Origin of the sequence: Candidatus Desulfosporosinus nitrosoreducens, from assembly GCF_030954495.1 — a bacterium.
GTDB classification, from domain to species: domain Bacteria; phylum Bacillota; class Desulfitobacteriia; order Desulfitobacteriales; family Desulfitobacteriaceae; genus Desulfosporosinus; species Desulfosporosinus nitrosoreducens.
Genome location: NZ_JAVHUW010000084.1, coordinates 114,726 through 134,711, shown reverse-complemented (window position 1 = coordinate 134,711; position 19,986 = coordinate 114,726). Strand labels below are relative to the sequence as shown.

Sequence of the window (19,986 nt, the reverse complement as noted above, 5' to 3'; positions counted from 1 at the left end):
TTATTCACCTTCTTTATATTCGTAAAGGCCGTGGCTTCTCGCCACATCCAGCATGGCCTGGATATGTTCGAAAGGTACCTTATTTCCCGTTTCACAGCCCGTCGCAAGGACAAAGGCCGGAGTATAGCCTTTCATGGTATCAATGGCCTCGATGCAGGCTTGGTGAATCACCTCCACAGGCCCAAAAAGGAGTTCGTTGGCAGGATCAATATTGCCAAGTATCAGCGCTCGTCCGGCAACCTTTTCCCGGGCAAGAGCGAGATCGCATTTGTCGATACTGATCACGTCTGTTCCGGTGTCCGTCATCCTATCCACGATCTTGTGCGTTTTACCGCAAATATGCAAAGGAACCAGCGCCTGCAGCTCATGAGCCAAATCCACAAGTTCTTTGATATAAGGAAACGCAATTTTGTCAAACATCTTGGGACTAAAAAGGCTGCCTGAAGCAATGGGTTCCAGGATAATCGGCATAGCGCCATACTTGACGATCTCGCGAATGAAGTTTTTACAGCTGTCCGTCGCCATTCTCAGGAGAGTATGGCAAAGCTCAGGGTTGGAGTAAGTATCGCGGGCAAAAGCTTCCACGCCCCGCAGAGTGGCAGCCGTAGAAACCGGCCCGGAAAAACACACTGAAATAAATACCTGGTCAGCCACTTCTTTGTTCAGAATCTCCAGGGCTTCATAATAAACCGGAAACTGACCGTCATCCTTCTCGGCAACTTTGATTTTGCTCAAATCTTCCTGACTGTTGATGACGGGAGTTTCGCAATTCGCCGGCTCATTTTCCGAATAAACCAGTTCAGCCCCCATAGCTTCCGCCACGTAAGAGCAGTTTGTAAAGAGATAAATTAAATCATAGCCAAACTTTTTAAAGGCGGCCAGATGGGCTTCAGCCATAACCTTGCCGTTGAGCTGGAACTCCTTGACACTTTTGCCGATAAGCTGAGCGGTATTTGTGGTGACAATAGGCATACAGATAATACGATCGAGGGGTTTGCCGGTTAAAAGGGCCAACATCCGTTCCTTAGGAGTCAGTATGTCCTCCCGTATCTGCATCTTAGGCCCTCCCCATTATTTCTTTGGCTTTTCTCACAGCCGAGCTGGCGTCACTGGCGTAGAGATCGGCCCCGATTCTATCACAGAAGGTTTGTGAGATAGGACCGCCGCCAATGAGAACTTTGTATTTGTCTCTTAGATTTTGTTCTTTTAAGCGGTCGATAACAGTTTTCATGCCGTCCATGGTCGTGGTCATCAGCGTCGACATGCAAATCATATCGCTTTGAGTCTCCTCGGCTTTGGCGATAAACTGCTCAAGAGGCACATCCCGGCCGAGATCGTATATTTCAAAACCGGACGCTCCCGATAAAATCCGAACTAAATTTTTGCCGATATCATGAGTGTCCCCTTCAACGACACCGATCACCATTTTGATCGGCTTCTCCAGAGAGCTTTTATCCAGGTGAGGCTGTACAACCTCAAGACCGGCGTTAAAGGCATCCGAGCACATCAGAACTTCCGGCAGGAAATATTCTTCCTCTTCATAGAGCCGGCCGACTTCATTCATTCCTGTCACTAAACCCTCGGTAATCGTTTCATAAGCCGGGATATTCTGCTGCAAAGTTTCCTCCGCCAGCTCGGCGACCTTTTCGGTTTCGAATTCTACCAAGGCCTGAGCGATATCCTGAAACAAGGTTGCTTTATTCAAGATGCTTCCTCCCTCAATAATATTATTGATAGATTATATATTAACATAAGTAAAAAAGAATAGTATACTGGTTTTTCTTTGTAATCCGTTAACTTTTTTATCATGATCCGTCAACTTTTTTTATCATAAAAAAATTCTTGCACTTGCTTAATCTGAGTGAAGGAATAATCGCCTAGGATTAGCTTCAACTGTAACAACCGTGTTCCGAAAAAATTAATTTATCGACAAGGGGAGTTACCTTGGAAGACATACCCTGCAAAGTTCGAGCTAGTCAGCAGGTAATAGTTAGATGCAATCTGATAGGTTTAATCTGAATAAAAATGCCCAAAACGACTAAAGATAAACTATTCGGCCATCATTATGGAACGGGGTTATATATGGATAACAAATTAATCGCTCGCTTCAAAGAATTTTACACTTTGGAAACTTTTCAAGTAGCATTTTACAAAGCTCAAGCCAACTCTGCCACGGATGAATACTATCGCAGAGCATTTGAAAAGTTGGTGCAAATCGAACAGGGGCATGCAGATTATTTTGCCAACGAAATCGGCAACGCAAATGAAGAAGTTCCTTCTTTAACAGGTTCTTTTTTTCAATTGGCAGGAAATTTGCTTGGCGAATCCGTCGAACCTCTGGGACGCCATAATACCTGCAAGCTGGGCGCTGCTCTGGAAAATGAAGCTATAAAAAAATATCGTATGTTTATTAAGGAATGTAAAACTAAGAATTACCTGATTTTCAAATACACCTTAATGGACTATCTTCTCGATGAAGAATTTCATACCTTATGGCTTAAAGATTATATGAACAGTCATCCCGGTTAAGAAAACTTATTAATATATCAGAAATTGGGGCCCAAGCGCGCCGCTATCCAAAAGGATATCGGTGCGCTTGGGTCTTCTACTTATATAACTGAACATTTTCTGCAACAACTTTCAACTTTATTCCGATTACTTCAACCATTCAGGCACCAGTCATTTTCTTAAAAATTCACTTTGTAGTTTTAGCTCTTCCTCCCAATCACCAAGCAAAAATTAAAACCAATGGATAAATATTCTTAGATTTGTTAAGTATTTAACATTTTACTTTATCCTCCCATGTTATGATCTAGGTAAAGCAGATCAAGCTCTTAGAGCCAAAAAATTCAGACGCAGCTCACTGAGGAGGTGATTACCATAGAGGTGCGAATTGTTGCCTGCGGCATTTTTCAGCTCGAACTTGAACACATCTTAGATGAAATTAAAGCGGAATGGGCATCTGCAGCTGAGATTAAAGTCACCTATACTGAACCGGCCTTGCATGTTGATTATGATAGCTTAAAAGATAGCCTTACCACGTCATTGACAACCGCTTCAGAAGAAAAACTGATCCTCTTTCTGGGTTCCATGTGCCACCCTGAGATTGGTGAACTTTCCCAAAAACGTTGTGCTGCCAGGTTGCAAGCCAATAATTGTATTGAAGCAATATTAGGCAAGAAAGTAATAGATGATATGCAGCATTCATCTAATATCTTCTGTATTACACCAGGATGGTTGCAAAACTGGGAAAAAATCTTCAGACAAGGTCAAGGATGGGACGAGATTGACGCTAGGCAAAATTTTGGTTTCTACGATAAGATTTTGCTCCTTGACACTGGGGTATCCGAATTAAATGAAATAGATATCCTGGAGTTTTTCGAATACACTCAAGTGCCAATTGAAACCCAAAAGGTTGAGCTGGACATTTTAAAAAAGAATGTAGTTGAAACATTAAGAAAAACCTTTTCCAAAGAAATCCTTACTTATTGATCTTGTTATTTCGCTGAACATAAGGTTTAAAGGAGTGAATTTAATTGGTTATTACCAAAGAAGTTTTAGATGTTATCGCAAAGGCTCCCTTCATCCCCATCACTACTGTTTCCGCTCAAGGTGAACCGCATTCAATTGTGGTGGGCAAAGTCGCAGAAGTCAGGGAAGGCGACATCTTAGGTTTTGGTGTTTATAAGATGGATGTCACCCAACAAAACATCAAGGCAAACGGAATTATGCAAGTTATTATAGCCACGATGGAGGGCGGTCCTAAGGGTTTCCGGCTCGAAGGGAAAGCATGTGTTGAAGAGAAACTGGTGCTGTTTAAAGCTGAAAAGCTGGAAAAACTTCTGTAAAGCCTACCTAACCAAGAATAATCCCGCTTTGTGTAAGCGGGATTATTCTTGGTTAGGTTTTTATAGAGGTATGGGGCATTTTTTGCTACACTTTAATTAGTGCTTTATTACCAGGTGTGGAGGAAAAAATATGAAACATTGCATTATATGCCTGCAGGAATTAGACCTGTTTCAAGGTCTGAAACGTGAGCAATTAACCGACTTATGTCAATGCACCCAAAGAAAGAGATTTTGCAAAGGAGACTATCTTTTTCATCAGGGAGAAATAACCAGTACAATCTACTTGATAAAATCCGGAAAACTAAAGCTAGTGCAAACCGATCAGGAGGGGCATAACACAATCCTGGATATATGCGGTCCAGGTGAAGTCCTTGGTGAGATGTCCCTCTATCGGGAACAAAATGAGCCTTCAAGCGCCATAGCAATGGAAGAGCTCTACGCCTGCTGTTTCAACAAACTTCAATTCGAATCGTTAATTAAACGAGACCCCTCCTTTGCCCTAAGGATTATCGCCTATTTGGGACAAAAACGTTATGAAACTCTGCTGCGAACAGGCAAAGAGACGGGACTGCCTGTCAAAGAAAGACTTTTGCAGCTTTTTTATCGCTTAGCAGAGGAACACGGACGCACAACGCCAACTGCAACCCTGATCGACTTGAAAATCACTCAACAGGAATTAGCTGAGATGATAGGCTCCTCTCGTGTGATGGTCGTTCAGGCACTTAAGGAATTAAAAGCCGCTAATATTATCGGGCGAGAAAATAAATATTTTATTTTAAAAAATGACCCCTGTCTCAGTGCTCATACTTTTACTTAACTACTGCAGGCTATATTCATTAAAAATGGGACCGCCTCAAAATACATAATGCCTTTGTAGTAGAACAAAAGCCATGCACAATAGTGGTAAAGTCCACATATAGGCATGGCTTTTATTTATGAGAGCTTATAACTATTCCTTGGAAACAGCCCCATTTTTTCAACGTCTAAGCTTAAAAGGTTATCCTCTTCCACCACGGAATGGTTCTTGAACAGGTTGTGCAGGCTGAGGCTGTGCAGGCTGACGAACAGGAACCTGTACAGTGCGATACACCGGATAAGGTACGGGTACTGCCTGAACATAGTTATATCCGCCGGCACCAAAGGAATCATAACCCGGGTGCAAGCCAACCCCATAACCTTGCAGATGTCCATACCCAGGATAATTCATACCACCATAACCACCAAAACCCGCTCCCAATCCAGCGCCGTGACCAAATAAATGACCATATCCTGAACCACCGCAAAACGGCATTTGGCACATAATTTATTCCTCCTAACTAACGTGTGAGTTTTATTTTCCAATAGTTCCCAATAACATATTATGATTTTTGTTTTTATCCGAAACTTGACCATCTAACAAATAGATAGGTAAAATTCTTTGATTTAATTCCAAGCCTTTTTATTGTTATTAAAGTTATTTCTTTAATATGTCCTTTAAATTTAAACAAGCTCACTAGCTAAGTAAATAATTTAAGATCTCTTAAATGTTCCATTTATGAGATCAGTCCTGCTACATGGTAAAAATATATAAAGAAGACTTGATTCAGGTGGAGTTTTAACTCCATCTGAATCTTAGTCGCACTTATCCAGGGACTTAGCTGCTCTTAACTCACCGCTTGCAGCAGCGGGAGTCTTAGAGCGGGTTAGTCAGCGGATAAAAAAACTTGGCCGGCGCGCGAAGACACTGTCTTCGCGCCTGTGTTTATCCCTTTTGGCAGTGCAGGAAAAGGCAGTACTCCAAAAACAGATTTGGAATACTGCCTGCGAATTTGAGCGCATATAACTATGCAAAGTACAACAACTAATCCCCAAAGCCGGCTTTTTTAAGCGCGTCTTGAGCCAACAAATTTTTTGCCTGTCCAATCGTCAACGGCAGATTGTCTTTAGCCAGTAACCCGTCACGAGCCAGCAGTTCCGCCAAATGCGCTACCCTAGGCAAACGCAAATCGATTTGACGAATAATATCCTTATGGCTAAAAACCTCCGCAGTAGTGCCCGCTAAAACGATTTCACCTTTACTTAAAAGAAAAACCCGGTCAGCAAGCAGAGGAACTATATCCACATCATGGGTAGCAAAAATCAAAGTGATGCCTAAATTACGGTTAATATCATTGAGCAATTTAACAAGATTACTCACGCCACGTGGATCTAGGGCGGCGGTCGGTTCATCCAAAACTAAAACTTCCGGTTTCATGGCAAGAACACTGGCTAAAGCAATCCGCTTTTTTTCACCGCCGCTTAGGTTATGAGGGCTCTTGGACTCATAGCCCTGCATACCCACAACTTCTAAAGCCCAAGCAATGGCCTCCTCCAAGGCTTGACCGGAAATACGCATGTTCATGAGACCATAGGCTATTTCCTGACGAACTGAGGAATTAAATAATTGATCATCAGGGTCCTGAAAAACCATCCCAATAATCCGGCGAATCTCAGCAAGATATTCTTTCTGCACCGGCATATCTTTTATTGTAACCGTGCCTGACGTTGACTGTAAAAGGCCATTAAAAAGTTGAAATAACGTCGATTTTCCAGCCCCATTTGGCCCTAGAATAGCAATTCTTTCCCCTTTGTCTATATTGAAGCAGATATTCTTCAGCGCCTGATGACCATCACTATAGATATAATTGACTCCCGCAATCTTGATGAGCTCCATGCTAATTCCTTTCTTAAACTAAATTATTATGTTAAGGACCACAAAAACCGCCAATAAGATGACACCAAACAGACCGATCTGCCAATCTGCCGCTGAAATAGGTTCTGTAAAAAAATTGGCTCCGGTGCTGTCCTCATTATAGCCTCTAGAAAGCATCGCTTTATAAATTCTGATACTGCGGTCCAAGGAATTTGTCAACACATAGCCTGCCACTTTACCGATGTCCCGCGCTTGTCTCAGCCACGAGCTATTGCCGCCCATCCGGCTCAATTGGGACCGCCTCATGTTATGGCTGGTTTCCGTTAAAATAAAAACATAGCGGTACATCATGGCAGCAAGATCAATCATTATGCCGGGAACTTTACATAGACGTAAGGTTTCCAGAATTTCGATCATGGGGGTACTAAAAGAGAGAACACATCCTAAAGTCACTGCGGCCATAATGCGAAGCAAGACAAGAAAGCCGAAAGCTAAGCCCTCATGATAGCCGGTAAGTCTAAGCGCTCCCAAAAAAATGACAAATAAGGGATGAGTGCCGGTGGTAAAGATCAGACTGAGAAAAACTAACCACGCTATTCCAAAAGGGACGGTAAGACGGATGAGCAAATGCCGCCAGGGTTGCTCCAGAGTGTGAAAAGAAATTAAAGCGACCAGCCAAAGAGCCGCCACCAGGTACCAGTGACTGAGGAGAGTCGCTACAATGATAGCACTTAGAAATAATACGGTTTTAATCCGGCCGTCCCAACGATGCAATGGGCTATCGGCAGAAGCAATTTTGTCCAGAACAGCCAATTCCATGATCATTCCACCTTTAGGAATTATTCATCTTTTTGCGGTGTACCGAAAAGTTTTTCCCAATGGTGCCCAACGATTAAACCCGCAAAAAAGTTCGCAACAGAAAAAGCTCCTACTTGAGCGTCACCCGGCAATTCCGCGAAAGGATGATGCTCTCCCTTAGTTACATCTGTAGCTAGATTGTTTACCGCATCGTCTGTTCCACTGGCCTCCATATCATGACTTGCCATATATTTACCGGCCCCGAAAATGAAAAGCAATAGGACAAACATTACGGAAAGCATAACCTTAGTATAAGAATCAAACCATTTAACTTCCCTGTTGGATGTCTGTTCTTTAGTTGCCAATGACATTGGGTTTCACCTCCGGGTTGGATTTTTGACGAAACTTAATTCCTGGCAACAAATCAGGACGGCGGTTAACCATAATTTGAAGAACCGCTGCAGTAAAAACGGCTTCCGCAATGGCCAAGGGCAGCTGGGTTGGGCCATAGCCCATAAAGAAGATCATCCATTGTTTCACCAGAGGTACATTGCCATGCAGGCTAAGAGCAAGCTCAAAAGCACTGACCAAATAAGTGACAAGGTCTCCTACAAAACCTGCTACCCCAGCCGCAAGCCAAAGAGGACATTTCAAACGGCGCAAAAGTTTCCAGCTTAACCAGCCGGAGATGCCTCCGCAAATCCCCATAGAAAAGGTATTAGCTCCAATCGTGGTAATACCGCCATGACCTAAAAAGATAGCCTGGAAAAAGAGAACAATTGCTGAAATCACCGCAGTGGCCAGAGGACCGACAATAATCGCGGCCAGAGGAGTCCCGCAAGGGTGAGAACAAGAACCGGTAACGGGCACCGGCAAGTGCATGCAGGATATAATAAATACTCCTACGCCTGTCATAGCCAAAAACGGCTTATAGGATAAATTTTCTTGGACTTTCTTTTTAATTTGCCGAATACCCGGAATCATAAACGCAACGGTGACCGCATACCATGAACCCCAGGCAGCGGGAGATAGAATACCGTCTTCTATATGCATAGTGAAACCTCCAAAATAAATTTTCATTAAAGATAAGTAAAGGAAAACTACTAGTTTTAATGAGAAAATAAAAAAGCCCCTCACCAACAGAAGGGTTAGAAGTTTAACCGGTATTAGGTAAAATTACCGTAGACACAGCAAACACCTCCCTAACATCCCGTAGGTAGTTTTTAACTCCGGAACAAGCAGGTCTCCTGGCTCAAGATCATCATTAACTCACGTCTTCCCGGTTACTTTCCAGTGACACTATGTAAGTTAACTCCCTCTTACAGTGGCGGGCACCGCGTCAGCTTCGACTGACTTCCCTTTTCAATTCTATTCCTCAGAAAAGAATAACTCATTCACGTTTATTAACTTATACACTTATGCTAACATAAAGAATTTAATCTGTCTAGATAATTTAGAGAATTACCCGTATTATAATCATAATTATTTAAATACTTAAAATTTTGTCGATAAGCCGCCTTAAACACCAATTATTGGAGTATTATACCGAGGATGACTAACTAAAAGAATTAGCTTATTAAGGTCTGAGCAGCAGAGAGGGAGTATCTAATTACTTTTTAGTAATTAGATACTCCCTCACAAGATTTCCACCGTTAAACCATTAAACAAAAATTGTTCGCATAGCTCATTCTTATTTTTACAATGCCGTTTTAGGGGCCTGAAAATCTATTCTAGTAATTTTTTGCCAGAACTTCAAAATAGGCTTTTTCATGGGCACAAACCGGACACACTTCCGGAGCCTCAGTTCCTTCATGAATATGACCACAGTTCCTGCACTTCCAATAAAACTTGCCGTCCTTTTCAAATACTTTGCCCTGCTCCAGATTCTCCAGAAGTTTCTTATAACGTTCTTCATGCTCTTTCTCTATTCTTGCCACACCTTCAAATAAAAAGGCGATATCTTCGAATCCTTCCTCGTGCGCTTCAGCGGCCATTCTCGGATACATATCGGTCCACTCGCCATTCTCTCCCGCAGCAGCCGCTTTGAGATTATCCATAGTATTGGAAATACCGCTGAGTTTTTTAAACCAAATTTTAGCGTGCTCTTTCTCATTCTCCGACGTTTCCAGGAAAAGAGCCGCAATTTGCTCATATCCTTCCTTTTTGGCAACAGAAGAAAAATAAGTATATTTATTACGGGCTTGAGATTCTCCGGCAAAAGCCTCCATTAAATTCTTTTCAGTTTTGCTTCCTTTTAAATCTTTCATTATATAGTAATCCTCCTCATCACTTATTAATTTTCCACAGACCGTGTAAGTTACAGTACTCTCTGACCTCTAAAACTTCCTCCGGCTTGACTGAAAATTCCGCAGCGGGTTTTTGTCCGGGTACTAATTCCGCTCGAATGACCTGATCTTTCGTCAGGACTTCAATGAAGCGTATGGAATGCTTCTCTTCCATCGGGTGTTCCACGCTGCCCACTTTAACCAAGATTCCGTCTCCTGAAGCTTCAAGAACCGGAACGTGTTTTTCTCTACCTGTATCCTCTGCCTTAGCTTCAAGCTTCTCCATCGGCGTATTGCAGCAGACCAAGGCCGAAGCCCCTTGATGCACAACCTCAATCACATTGCCACAGACACTGCATTTATACATCTCGCGTAATTTCGTCATTTCAATCCCTCCATAATTATCCTTCTCAGACTAGCCCTCAAAGGGTTCAAATTGATCTTTAGCAGCACCGCATATGGGGCAAACCCAATCTTCCGGGATATCTTCAAACGGAGTCCCCGGAGCAATCCCCGAATCGGGATCTCCCAGAGCCGGATCGTAAACATATCCACATACGGAACATTGATATTTCTTCATTCGTATTCCTCCTTAAATTTATAAGTACTTTCTAAATTATTGATCAGAAAATACTTTGAGATCGCTTAACTTGTTTATATTTTATAATTATTTTAATTATAAATCAAGCAAAATATTCCGCGCACATTCGACATTTTACGACTCAACAGAACTTGGTATAGCTCGCCTGCTTAATCCCCATCGTTTTACCTAAATGATTTAATTTTTATGCTCTATTTATAACCATTAAGAAGTTTACAGACCTTGAGCCATCAAGTGAATAAATGGGGTTTAATTTAAGAGAATCGTCTGGCATAAATTTCAAAACATACGTTTTTAGGCGCTGGTTAGATTATAAATGAATATTAAGCATAAATCCATATGCTATTTCCAAGGTGTCTTATTGATGAAGAAAGTCAATATTACCTTAGGGATTAAATATAGTTCAATGTTTGGCTTGCTTATATAATTTATTCACTTACTTATTCTCTAAACTTAACTCAATTAAATTCTCTATTATAAGAGTCATTTTTGCGCAAAAGCGACGTCAGCCAACGTCGCTTTTGCGCCTTTATATCTTTATATATTGAAGCAGGCTCTTAAAACCAAAATGTATTTAACAGTCCTGAACCGTCTTGAATATAGTATGCAATAGAAATACTTAAGCCTGCACATCTTTAAAAGGGCTGGTGGTAGAGTGGATCTGGTTAACCAAGTCTATAATAGTCTCTTTAACTATCCCAATGAGATGGGGAATTTTCCTGATGGTTGGGATAAAAGCGGCGGGGATCAGACGACAATTTGGAAATGGTTAGAGCAGGAGGGCGAAAGCCGGGCTATAGAAATTGAACATCCCGGCGGACCAAAAGCGGGGATTATGCAAGCAGTCAATGTCCCGGTACAGGCCGGTGAAAATCAGCGCTGGGAACTCCGGATAACCCTCAATACCGAACCCGCCGGCGTCCCTGTTTATGCTCGAATTTATCTGGGGGCCGTTCAGCAACTGGCTTTTTCATTGACCCCTAGTGCCGAGCCCCAGACCTTTAATAAAGTATTGGCAACTCCCGTCGGGACAACAGCATTGCGGATTGAGGCCGGTATTCTGGGGCAGGGCAAGCTTGTAATCTATGATATCAGCGCTTACCGTCTTTATCCTTTGCGGGTTTTAAGGCTGGATGATAAAGGACAGATCTATGTCAGACATGTGGAATCCGTGGGCCAGATTCAAGGTATCGTGCCGGTAAAGATTATGGGTCCGGTTCCGCCGGTAAATGTCGAAGTTCACGCCGACGTGACTGGCGATATCCGAAACCTGACCCCTGCCCAAGATGGAGTGAGAGTTTACAGCAGTTCGGGAAACAATATTTTATCTTCCCCCGACGGTTCAATGCTTGTTCGGATTGCCGGAAGAAAATTTATTGATTATGTAGAAAATGTAGAAGCAGCTTCTGCTCCACAGCCCAGTTCAGCAAGAGATGTTTCTAATTATAGTGTTTATTCTTTTGCAGTTTTGAATACCGGTTCCGAAGCAGCGCAAATGAATCTTGAGGTAAGCCCTGAAGGAACAGTCTGGTCCGTCGATACTCAAGCTCAGACTGTTTCCCCCGGAGAGTTGTCGGTCTTTACCCCCAATAGGTTCTTGCGCTTTAACCGTTTAGTATATCGGGCTAGTATACCGACTTCTTTGACAATTTGGTTTCAAGGACAAAGCTAGTCTGCCCAAGGTATTAAATTGGGTTGAGGAGCAAGGATCGACTCATACTGCTCTTTAATCCCATATAGGGCCTGAGGGTCAAGCTCCTTATACCGATAATATTTCCTTAACCGGTCTTCGGCTTTCTGCCATCCTAAATGCTTAACTCTCAAATCACTGACCGCACCCTTTAACTCCGCAATATTCAAGGGGAAGCGTCCGCAATGCTGGGGAGTTTCCTGCCATTTCTCTTTAAAGTCAGGTATCTTTCTGACTATCAGAGGACGGTAAACCTTATGGGCTTGCCAATACTGATCTTCGCGATAATAATTTACGTTCCACATATCATAAAGCCGGAAAGAAAAACAATCAATTCCCCGGGCATTTCCCAGGAGCTGAGGAAGTTCCGTGACCGCCTTTGTTTCAAAGATTTCATCCGCATCCAAAATCAGAATCCACTCGCTTTCAGAGGCCATGGCCATCTGCCAAAGTTTTTTCCGCAGTATCACTTCATTATTAAATCCCGCCACAGGCTGAGAGAGGATACGGTGGGGAGTTGCGGCGAGAATTTCCTCACAGAGTTCTACAGTCTTATCTTCGCTGGCATCATCTAAAATAACGACATAGTCGGCCAATTGGTTAGCCTGTGTCAGAACCTGTTCGAGATAACGCTCAGCCTCATTGCGGACAAGCATGGCTAAGGTTAATAAGCCTTTTGTTCTCTTGAGTGACACAAGCGGACGCGCGAGGGATTTAGACTGTTTGAAAGCAGTTAGATTGGACAATTCCGATTCCCGGTAAATATGGAACGGGGGATAATGAGTATCGGCATAGAGTTCAAACCCCAGAGCAACGGCCCGGATGCCAAAATGCCTGTCTTCCCCGATAAATCCCAGATTATAAATTTCCTCAAAGGATACCCCAGCTTGTAAAGCCTTTTGGCTGAGAAGCGTACAAGCGCCAAGTCCTCCTACCTTATAAGTCCCAGGTAGCTTTAACATCTTCAGAAATTCCCGAGTTCTCTTGCTTTTCTCCTGATCGCTAAGCTCTTCTTCACGCTCCAGTGCAAAGAGACGGTACTGGTCTCCCACCCAGACTTGAGGAAGCGGTGGCAGCTCAGGCTCCCAGCGAGTCCAAAAAACTTCCGAAACAATGTCTTTGCCGAGACTAATCAAGTGAATCAAGGTTTGCGCTTGCAGATAAAGGTCTGAATCGACAAGAAAGAGATAGTCATAATCTCCCTCAAGGGCCAAAGCGAGAAAGCGGTTCTTCAATTCCGCTACCTTCCAGATAAGGCTTTCTTGCCAGCGATGAGTAGTTTCATCACAAACATAACTGTCATTTCCATCCTCAGCTAAAACTAAGACATTCCCTTTCCCCTTCCGGTATTCTAACAGAAGCTTATGATTGTTATTATCGTCAATAAAAACCATGTCCAAAGAAATTCCCTCAAGAATCAGGCGGTCAAGGGACTCTAAAAATTCACAAAGGATTTCCTTTTTTTGTTTAACCGGGCTTGCCAACAACACACGCTTCAATAGACTCCGCCTCCTTTAGTGTGGAGAAAAAGTAAAACATCTAAGCAGAAAATGCCTCTGCTTTCGAACAGGCACCCAACTCTGACACTAAATAGTTATGCTTGAAAAAGAGCGGGAACGTAAGGGTTCATAGCTGCCTTGATATAAAAATACAGGAGCTTTCTGAGCAGACTCTGAAACTCTGCCAAAAACAAGGTCATATTTAAAGCAAACGTTCTCTTCAACATTTCTCCTCTGATCTCTAATTCCTTGGCCGCAAGGATTAGTAAACCCTTCCGGCTCTCAGCCAAACCTGTGGGAAAAGCTTGACGGTTTAAGCTTTTCACCAACTCCTTGCACAGAAAAAACAGTTCCCCGCCAATCTCCCCGCCCACTTGGGGCGATGTGGATTCCACTAAGGCATCCTTGGGCGGGACTTTTTGCCAGATACCCAACAACAGCAAAATTGGGGCTAAAACTTGATATTTCTCTTCTCCATGCTCTACTTGATTGTATAAATAAAGCAGCTTATCTGGAGTAATAAACTGGCTCACCTCTGTAAGGTTAAAAATCTCCAAAGACTTCTGCCATAGCCCGATTATCTGGCCTAAAGGGTATAAATCATGAGGAGCCGATTTAAGGGCACAAAGATAGAATTCCAAGGGGACTAAGTTGCTCTCCGCATCAGAAGAGTTTTCTTGAAGGTTAAAGAGATCTCCAAGCAAACTATACAATTTGGAAACCGGGATAAGGCTGATATCTCCCGCTTGAAGGCCGATTTCCAAATTCTTTGCGGCCTCCCGGTAGTTTCCCAATCCTAAGCTGGCCAGACCACTTAAAGCCAAAAAATCCGGATTATGGGGCAACATAACCAAGGCCTGCTCCGTGAAGCTCAAAAGCTTCTCCCACTCGCCTAATTTCAGATATCCTGAGCCGATTGCCAGGAGAAGGTCGCTAAAATACCCTTCAGAGCCGGACATTAGCCTGAGAGCCTTATGCATATGACTTAAACCTTCTTCAAGATTGCCTTCCTGATAACACTCAAGACCTAAGCAATACCACAAAAATTTATCCTTCTGATTATTCGCAAGCTGTTTCCGGATAATTTGCCTATTGCGGCTGGTTTTTCCCTTCCGGGAGATAACCTTGCCGGCATAGCCCAGATGCCTCAGGGAAAGCTCCGCTAGCCGCAGGCCTTCCCCTCCTGAATACCGCAGGATACTGGGCGCAATTTGCTCATGAATAGCTCCTTCAAAGATATATTCGGGTTTATTGCGAAATAAACGAACAACCTGGTCTTTATTTAACTCAGATCCATCCTCGTTCACACTTACGATATTCAGGAAATAACCTTCCGCTGTTTCGTCTTCAAGAAGGCTCCTAAAATAATCTTGATTTACAGGTTCTAAAATCTCATCGGCATCCAGAACCAAGATCCAGGGACATGAAGCCTGGAGTAAGGAAGCATTGCGGGCCCGGGCAAAATCCTCATTCCAGGCAAGCCTCAGCAGCTTACCTCCTTTTGCCAATACCAATTCAGGGGTGCGATCCGTGGAACCGGTATCGACCACAATTATTTCTTCAACCAAATTCTCGACGCTCTCTAAACACGCAGAGATAAAATCCTCTTCGTTTTTAGTGATCATACACAAGCTCACCCCTGAATTGTTCATGGCAATATCCCGCCAAATTTATACTTAAAAGACGCTTCAGTCTCTTTTTTCTTTTCCGCGATTAAATTGATCATTTCCCCAGCGGATTGCGGGGAAAGGTTAACTAATAAGGACTGCAGAGAACGCAGGAAACAAGAATATTGAGGGCTCCAGCTCAATGGCGGCAGGAATCCCAACATCTCTCTGAACCAGGCAAGACCTATCGTGCTCAAATCGCACCCCCGAATCGTTTCCGGCAGCAGCAGCTTAACATCCTCATTTTGCATTCCTTTTATAAGCTTCAACGCTAAATAGGCTTCCGCCCGCAGCTTACCTTGCTGCCAAAGGCTCAGCGCTCTGTCTCTTGCTTCATTGTAATAGCCGCCCAGGAGCAGGCTAAATATCACTTCAACTTGCCCTTGACCATAAAATTCGCTCTCCGGCGGAATTTCGCCCAGAAAATCCCGGGCTTTTTTCAGTTCTCCGGCACATAAAGCATACCTGCCTAAGTTAAAGAAAACCTGATAGAAGAATGATTTACCCTTGGCTTCCAGTTCAAAAACATGTCTTTGCAGAATTTCTTTCGCCCAGCCGGGGTAAGCGGCTTGAAAGAACTCTTCCGCCAGGATCAAAGAAAACTCCAGATTGTCGAAGAAGCCCTGGTCAGCAAAATAGTTATAGGCCGCGAGAAACCCTTTCCTTACCCGCAAATTCAGAAATAAGTTAGGGAGTGGCAAGGTGTATTGGGAATTTAAAGCGAGGGCAGCTTCATAATGCCGGCAGGCGGTTTCCCCATCTCCCAGCATGTCATAACAGTAGCCTAAATAATAATGGCTGAGAAAACTTCCCGCACCCAGCATATGACTGTAAACAGCCGGCGGCTCTCCACACTGCAAGGCCTGCTTCAGCCATTTTATGGCTAAAGCAAATTCCCCCTTCTCCGCCCAAAGGGTACCCGCTAGAAAATAGATGTCCGTAAATTCCGGGTATTTAAAATCAGCCTCTAAACAGAGGATGAGTGCTTCTTCAAACTTACCCAGGCTCTTTAAACAAATAACCAGGCAACGCAAAGCAGGTGCCTTCAGCAAAAGATTATCGTCCGTTAGCAGCTCGTAAGATACTTTCAGATAGGGCAAGGATTTTTCAGGTTTGTTCAACATGAGCCATTCAAGCCCAAGATAATAATGAAGAAAAGGATTTTGCGGGTCCCGACTCAAAGCTCTGTGCAAAAGCTTCAGGTTGCGGGCGCGTTTTCGCTTGCGCAGAGTGGGAGAAGGAATCCGGTGGCGAAGGATAGGACCTTGGACAATTTGGACTAAACGGGCATCCCGAACCTTTACCTGTTCATGAATAATTCCGAAAAAGCGATAGCAGTCCTTGTTTTTGAATAAACGGAGAACATGAAAACGATTAACATAACCGGCAGCATCAACCGTAGGATTTTCTAGAGGGAGCAAGAAAGCCTCGCAGCCTTGATGCTTGCGCAGGATCTCTCTGAGATTTCCCGTCTCCGGGAGGAAAACTTCATCGGCATCCAAACAAAAGATCCAGGCACAGCTTGCTTTAGAAATCGCATAGTTGCGTGCCGCACTGAAATCGCCCTTCCAGGGATATAAAAAAACATGAGGGGTATAGCGTCGGGCGATTGCCACTGTATCATCCGCAGAACCCGTATCGACAATAATGATTTCGTCAACTTGATCTCGGACCCTGTCTAAGCAGGCTGCTAAATGGGCTTGTTCATCTTTAACGATCATGGTCAGGGAAATCCTATCGTCCATCAACCTTCTGACCTCCCTGCCAAGAACGAAATATCTCTTCCTCGGGATAACGCTCAAGAGCCCTCTTTAATAAATCAGAACGCCACTCTTGATACAAGTTCTTTAATTTCACATAGTATTTCGGTTCATCTTCGGTGAGATGAATTGCTTGTAAAAAGTAGTTTTCCGCCTCGGCATAATTGTTCTGCACTAAAGCAATTTCCCCCAAAAGATAATAGGTTTCCGGGTCCTTGATCTCAGCCAGGGAGCTCAAACATTCTTTAGCCGTTTGAGAATAACCTTGATTCAGCAAAGATCTGGCCAAATTTAAAATTGTTTGCTCATCAGCGGATTTCAGATCGGTCTTACCAAGCAGATCCTCTACTTTTTCAATGTCTTTAAGATAGACCAGACGTTTTATAATATCTTGAAGCAAATACCATCCCTCACCCGCAAATTTGTAAGGGAAGGTGCTCGTGTGGGTGATATTCCGTGCGATTAGATCAAGCACCTTGCCGGTCTCCGCAGAAAGTTTCAGGTCTTTCAATTCAGAGATTAAGCCTAAACTTTTTTGTTTTTTATTTTGAATCCAGTAAGACATGAGCTCATTCAGTTTTGCCAAGGGATATAAAGGGTTATCCGGGGAATAGCCCGCCAGGGCTCGCAAGGCCGGAAAGTGTTTCTTTTCTTGGATTTGACAGATGATCTTCCAAAGATTATTTTGCGGGCTTGGGTCGGCGATCTTCTCTAATTGTTCCAGGCAAAGTTTATAGGATTCCTGCTTCAGATAAATTTCAGCCAGCATTAGGCTGGCCTGAGGGGAGCAAAACTTAAAGACTCTTTCTAAGCTTTCCTTGGTATCCTCAGGATATTTGGCCGGATTTAAAATGCCTATAATCCTCTCCAGAGAATGTCGGAATTCAGGATTGTCCCGCAAACTTAAAATATAATACTTCAAAGCTTCTTCTTCATCTAAGAAGCGCTCCGCTATATTGCCCAAGTGATAAAATGACCTGAATCCTCTCACCCCGCCAAAGGAAGCGTACTGAGGAGGTTGCTCCGGCATTGTAACGGCCATTTGCAAGGCCTCTTGGGCCAGGGCGAAATTTTTCAGTTCCAAATGAATTAAGCCTTTATAGTAATAGAGATCGGCATAGTCCGGAAAAAATTGCAAACCTAACTCAAGAGCATGGAGAGCCTGAGCATATTCCCGGGCGCTTTGCTGAGACATAACCAGGTAACGGATTAGCTTGGGAAAGTAAATAGTTTCCGGCTTTGTAGCGTTAGCTGTCCGGATGAAAACCAGGGCAGCTTCAGAAAATTTTTCCGCTCGAAACAACTCCACTCCATAATGATAGAGCAACAGAGAATCGTTAGGTTTTTGTTTCAGTTCTTCCTCAATGAGTTTTAGGTTCCGGTTTTTCTTGTCCTTATCCTTAATTTGCTGCTCTAAATAGCCATAATGCAGAATAGATAAACCTCCGGCTATCTGGAAGCTGGCTTGAGGATTGTTCAGCAACAGTTTATCAACGATTTGTTCATGAACCGCTCCTGCAAACCGGTATTCCGGTTTGTTGCGGAAAAGGCGAAATACCAAGTCCGGGCTTGTTTCAACCCAGTTTTCTTTACCGATATAATTTATGATTTTTATAAAAAAGCCCTCATGCTCTGTAGAAACAAGGTCACTCAAAGCGTGCGGATAGTCTAACTGCAGTTCTTCATCAGCATCTAAAAATAAGATCCAGTCCCCGCTTGCTTGTTCAAGAGAGGCATTTCTGGCGGTGCTGAAATTGTTATCCCAAGGAAAAGAGTAGATTTTGGCTCCGAAAGTCCGGGCGATCTCACAAGTATTATCTGTCGATCCGGTATCAATCACAATAATTTCATCAACCCAGTTGACCGCACTTTGCAGGCACCTTCGAATATTTTCTTGTTCATTTTTAACAATCATACATAGACTTATTTTCCCTGACATAGACAAATCACTTTCTCCTTTAAGTTAGGATTAAAGGAATTTATACCAAAAGAATTTGTATACAATTTCCATTTCAATGGAATAAGCTATACCAGCTAAGATCCAGCTCATTCCATGATATGCACTAACTTTAGAAAGGGGAGAAATTCTAGTTGCCTAACTATAAAATATTTCAGGATACACCTGAACAAGCCAAAGTTCAGATTTTTGGCAGCAACACAAGTACCCCGTTTAACACAGATTCCTCGGGCAATTTAGCAATCACATCAACAGGTCTTGCCGTGACAGCTCCCGCTAATGGTCTGACGGTCACCGCTTCCGCCGATGGTTTGGCGATTACCCCACCGGCAAACGGCTTAACTATCACCAGCACCGGCCTTGCTGTAACCTCTCCGGCCAATGGCCTGACGGTCACTGCCTCTGCCGATGGTTTGGCCATTACTCCGCCAACAAACGGTTTAGCCATTACCAGCACAGGACTCGCTGTGACGGCTCCGGCCAATGGTCTGACAGTCACTGCCTCCGTCGATGGTTTAGCGATCACTCCGCCAACAAACGGTTTGACCATTACCAGCACAGGTCTTGCTGTGACGGCTCCGGTGAATGGCCTGACAGTTACTGCCTCTGCCGATGGTTTAGCGATCACTCCGCCAACAAACGGTTTAACCATTACCAGCACCGGGCTCGCTGTGACGGCCCCGGTGAATGGCCTGACGGTTACTGCCTCTGCCGATGGTTTGGCGATCACTCCGCCAACAAACGGTTTAACTATTACCAGCACCGGTCTTGCCGTAACGGCCCCGGCCGACGGACTTTTAATAACCTCAACCGGACTCGCCATTTCCAGAGGAACAACCGATGTCTCGGCTACCCGGGCCAATATTACGGATACTGCAGGCAGTCCTGACACCACTTATGATGTCATTGGTGTACAAACTTGGACCTTTGGCGTAGTCAACGCCTCCACTGTGGCCAATGCCCAGGCCTTAGTCTCGCTGCAAATCAGTCCGGATTCTACAACCTGGATTAATGAAGCCGGACCGGTTACCCTCAGTCAAAACGGTTTGGCGACTTTGGTCTCCTCTATATTCCTCAAGTACGCCCGTGTTTACTATAGTGCGGTTAACGGAGCAAGTGCCGTCACTTTAAACATTTTCTTCCAGGGTGAACTTTAACCGCAAAAAAACCCCTACATTCTCTACTGAATGTGGGGGTTTGCGCTCTTTAA

Annotated in this window: 20 protein-coding genes and 1 riboswitch; of the genes, 6 read left to right on the top strand and 14 right to left on the bottom strand. The window is 43.8% G+C overall.

Annotation, left to right across the window (positions count from 1 at the left end):
• Together REC12_RS26310 and REC12_RS26305 are read right to left on the bottom strand one after the other, a co-directional pair.
• A complete protein-coding gene (locus REC12_RS26310; RefSeq protein WP_308899398.1) occupies positions 1-1,056 on the bottom strand; it encodes a uroporphyrinogen decarboxylase family protein in 1,056 nt (351 codons plus the stop codon).
• A gap of 1 nt (position 1,057) precedes the next feature.
• The gene (locus tag REC12_RS26305; RefSeq protein ID WP_374214253.1) at positions 1,058-1,735 is read right to left on the bottom strand and encodes a cobalamin B12-binding domain-containing protein; all 678 of its coding nucleotides are present in this window, start codon (positions 1,733-1,735) and stop codon (positions 1,058-1,060) included.
• Positions 1,736-2,082: 347 nt separating this feature from the next.
• Here REC12_RS26305 and REC12_RS26300 point away from each other — a divergent pair, with 347 nt between their 5' ends.
• From REC12_RS26300 to REC12_RS26285, 4 genes are all read left to right on the top strand, one after another.
• Positions 2,083-2,529 carry a demethoxyubiquinone hydroxylase family protein gene (locus REC12_RS26300; protein WP_308899394.1) on the top strand — a complete coding sequence of 149 codons (447 nt, stop codon included), beginning with the start codon at positions 2,083-2,085 and terminating at the stop codon, positions 2,527-2,529.
• A gap of 357 nt (positions 2,530-2,886) precedes the next feature.
• The gene (locus REC12_RS26295) at positions 2,887-3,492 is read left to right on the top strand and encodes a DUF1638 domain-containing protein (protein ID WP_308899392.1); all 606 of its coding nucleotides are present in this window, start codon (positions 2,887-2,889) and stop codon (positions 3,490-3,492) included.
• Positions 3,493-3,536: 44 nt separating this feature from the next.
• Positions 3,537-3,848 (top strand): pyridoxamine 5'-phosphate oxidase family protein, encoded by a 312-nt coding sequence (locus REC12_RS26290; protein WP_308899391.1) that lies wholly within the window; start codon positions 3,537-3,539, stop codon positions 3,846-3,848.
• 130 nt (positions 3,849-3,978) lie between these two features.
• Positions 3,979-4,665, top strand: a complete 687-nt coding sequence (locus REC12_RS26285) for a Crp/Fnr family transcriptional regulator (protein WP_308899389.1) — start codon at positions 3,979-3,981, stop codon at positions 4,663-4,665.
• A gap of 180 nt (positions 4,666-4,845) precedes the next feature.
• On the opposite strand, the gene REC12_RS26280 is transcribed toward REC12_RS26285, so the two are convergent.
• The 8 genes from REC12_RS26280 to rd form a co-directional block, all read right to left on the bottom strand.
• Positions 4,846-5,148, bottom strand: a complete 303-nt coding sequence (locus REC12_RS26280; protein WP_308899387.1) for a hypothetical protein — start codon at positions 5,146-5,148, stop codon at positions 4,846-4,848.
• A gap of 540 nt (positions 5,149-5,688) precedes the next feature.
• Entirely contained in the window at positions 5,689-6,540 is an 852-nt protein-coding gene (locus tag REC12_RS26275) for an energy-coupling factor ABC transporter ATP-binding protein (protein WP_308899386.1), read from the bottom strand.
• 18 nt (positions 6,541-6,558) lie between these two features.
• Positions 6,559-7,338 carry a cobalt ECF transporter T component CbiQ gene (cbiQ, locus tag REC12_RS26270; protein WP_308899384.1) on the bottom strand — a complete coding sequence of 260 codons (780 nt, stop codon included), beginning with the start codon at positions 7,336-7,338 and terminating at the stop codon, positions 6,559-6,561.
• 20 nt (positions 7,339-7,358) lie between these two features.
• The gene (locus REC12_RS26265) at positions 7,359-7,688 is read right to left on the bottom strand and encodes a hypothetical protein (RefSeq protein WP_308899383.1); all 330 of its coding nucleotides are present in this window, start codon (positions 7,686-7,688) and stop codon (positions 7,359-7,361) included.
• Entirely contained in the window at positions 7,672-8,370 is a 699-nt protein-coding gene (locus REC12_RS26260; RefSeq protein WP_308899380.1) for an energy-coupling factor ABC transporter permease, read from the bottom strand. The genes REC12_RS26265 and REC12_RS26260 overlap by 17 nt, the downstream gene beginning before the upstream one ends.
• 167 nt (positions 8,371-8,537) lie before the next feature.
• A riboswitch (cobalamin riboswitch) is annotated at positions 8,538-8,726 on the bottom strand.
• A gap of 321 nt (positions 8,727-9,047) precedes the next feature.
• The gene (gene rbr, locus REC12_RS26255; RefSeq protein WP_308899379.1) at positions 9,048-9,584 is read right to left on the bottom strand and encodes a rubrerythrin; all 537 of its coding nucleotides are present in this window, start codon (positions 9,582-9,584) and stop codon (positions 9,048-9,050) included.
• A gap of 19 nt (positions 9,585-9,603) precedes the next feature.
• Positions 9,604-9,987: a desulfoferrodoxin gene (locus tag REC12_RS26250; protein WP_308899377.1), complete on the bottom strand. Its 384-nt coding sequence runs from the start codon at positions 9,985-9,987 to the stop codon at positions 9,604-9,606.
• A gap of 30 nt (positions 9,988-10,017) precedes the next feature.
• On the bottom strand, positions 10,018-10,182 hold the full coding sequence (gene rd, locus REC12_RS26245) for a rubredoxin (protein WP_308899375.1): 165 nt from the start codon (positions 10,180-10,182) through the stop codon (positions 10,018-10,020).
• A gap of 676 nt (positions 10,183-10,858) precedes the next feature.
• Here rd and REC12_RS26240 point away from each other — a divergent pair.
• On the top strand, positions 10,859-11,875 hold the full coding sequence (locus tag REC12_RS26240; protein WP_308899372.1) for a DUF6385 domain-containing protein: 1,017 nt from the start codon (positions 10,859-10,861) through the stop codon (positions 11,873-11,875).
• On the opposite strand, the gene REC12_RS26235 is transcribed toward REC12_RS26240, so the two are convergent.
• The 4 genes from REC12_RS26235 to REC12_RS26220 all read right to left on the bottom strand — a co-directional run bounded on the left by REC12_RS26235 (position 11,872) and on the right by REC12_RS26220 (position 18,758).
• Positions 11,872-13,392: a glycosyltransferase gene (locus tag REC12_RS26235; RefSeq protein WP_308899370.1), complete on the bottom strand. Its 1,521-nt coding sequence runs from the start codon at positions 13,390-13,392 to the stop codon at positions 11,872-11,874. The two genes, REC12_RS26240 and REC12_RS26235, sit on opposite strands and share 4 nt — an antisense overlap.
• A 95-nt stretch (positions 13,393-13,487) precedes the next feature.
• Entirely contained in the window at positions 13,488-15,017 is a 1,530-nt protein-coding gene (locus REC12_RS26230; protein ID WP_308899369.1) for a glycosyltransferase, read from the bottom strand.
• 23 nt (positions 15,018-15,040) lie between these two features.
• Positions 15,041-16,804, bottom strand: a complete 1,764-nt coding sequence (locus REC12_RS26225) for a glycosyltransferase (RefSeq protein WP_308899431.1) — start codon at positions 16,802-16,804, stop codon at positions 15,041-15,043.
• The gene (locus REC12_RS26220) at positions 16,794-18,758 is read right to left on the bottom strand and encodes a glycosyltransferase (protein ID WP_308899429.1); all 1,965 of its coding nucleotides are present in this window, start codon (positions 18,756-18,758) and stop codon (positions 16,794-16,796) included. Before REC12_RS26220 ends, REC12_RS26225 begins: the two co-directional genes overlap by 11 nt.
• Before the next feature lie 152 nt (positions 18,759-18,910).
• On the opposite strand from REC12_RS26220, the gene REC12_RS26215 reads away from it, so the two are divergent.
• On the top strand, positions 18,911-19,933 hold the full coding sequence (locus REC12_RS26215; protein ID WP_308899367.1) for a DUF6385 domain-containing protein: 1,023 nt from the start codon (positions 18,911-18,913) through the stop codon (positions 19,931-19,933).
• The last annotated feature ends 53 nt before the right edge of the window (positions 19,934-19,986 follow it).

Coding starts and splice junctions, on each gene's coding strand:
- REC12_RS26280 (WP_308899387.1), bottom strand. CDS start 5,148: ATGTGCCAAATGCCGTTTTGCGGTGGTTCAGGATATGGTCATTTATTT.
- REC12_RS26265 (WP_308899383.1), bottom strand. CDS start 7,688: ATGTCATTGGCAACTAAAGAACAGACATCCAACAGGGAAGTTAAATGG.
- REC12_RS26285 (WP_308899389.1), top strand. CDS start 3,979: ATGAAACATTGCATTATATGCCTGCAGGAATTAGACCTGTTTCAAGGT.
- REC12_RS26260 (WP_308899380.1), bottom strand. CDS start 8,370: ATGCATATAGAAGACGGTATTCTATCTCCCGCTGCCTGGGGTTCATGG.
- REC12_RS26230 (WP_308899369.1), bottom strand. CDS start 15,017: ATGATCACTAAAAACGAAGAGGATTTTATCTCTGCGTGTTTAGAGAGC.
- rd (WP_308899375.1), bottom strand. CDS start 10,182: ATGAAGAAATATCAATGTTCCGTATGTGGATATGTTTACGATCCGGCT.
- REC12_RS26225 (WP_308899431.1), bottom strand. CDS start 16,804: ATGGACGATAGGATTTCCCTGACCATGATCGTTAAAGATGAACAAGCC.
- REC12_RS26220 (WP_308899429.1), bottom strand. CDS start 18,758: ATGTCAGGGAAAATAAGTCTATGTATGATTGTTAAAAATGAACAAGAA.
- REC12_RS26310 (WP_308899398.1), bottom strand. CDS start 1,056: ATGCAGATACGGGAGGACATACTGACTCCTAAGGAACGGATGTTGGCC.
- REC12_RS26300 (WP_308899394.1), top strand. CDS start 2,083: ATGGATAACAAATTAATCGCTCGCTTCAAAGAATTTTACACTTTGGAA.
- REC12_RS26275 (WP_308899386.1), bottom strand. CDS start 6,540: ATGGAGCTCATCAAGATTGCGGGAGTCAATTATATCTATAGTGATGGT.
- rbr (WP_308899379.1), bottom strand. CDS start 9,584: ATGAAAGATTTAAAAGGAAGCAAAACTGAAAAGAATTTAATGGAGGCT.
- REC12_RS26250 (WP_308899377.1), bottom strand. CDS start 9,987: ATGACGAAATTACGCGAGATGTATAAATGCAGTGTCTGTGGCAATGTG.
- cbiQ (WP_308899384.1), bottom strand. CDS start 7,338: ATGGAATTGGCTGTTCTGGACAAAATTGCTTCTGCCGATAGCCCATTG.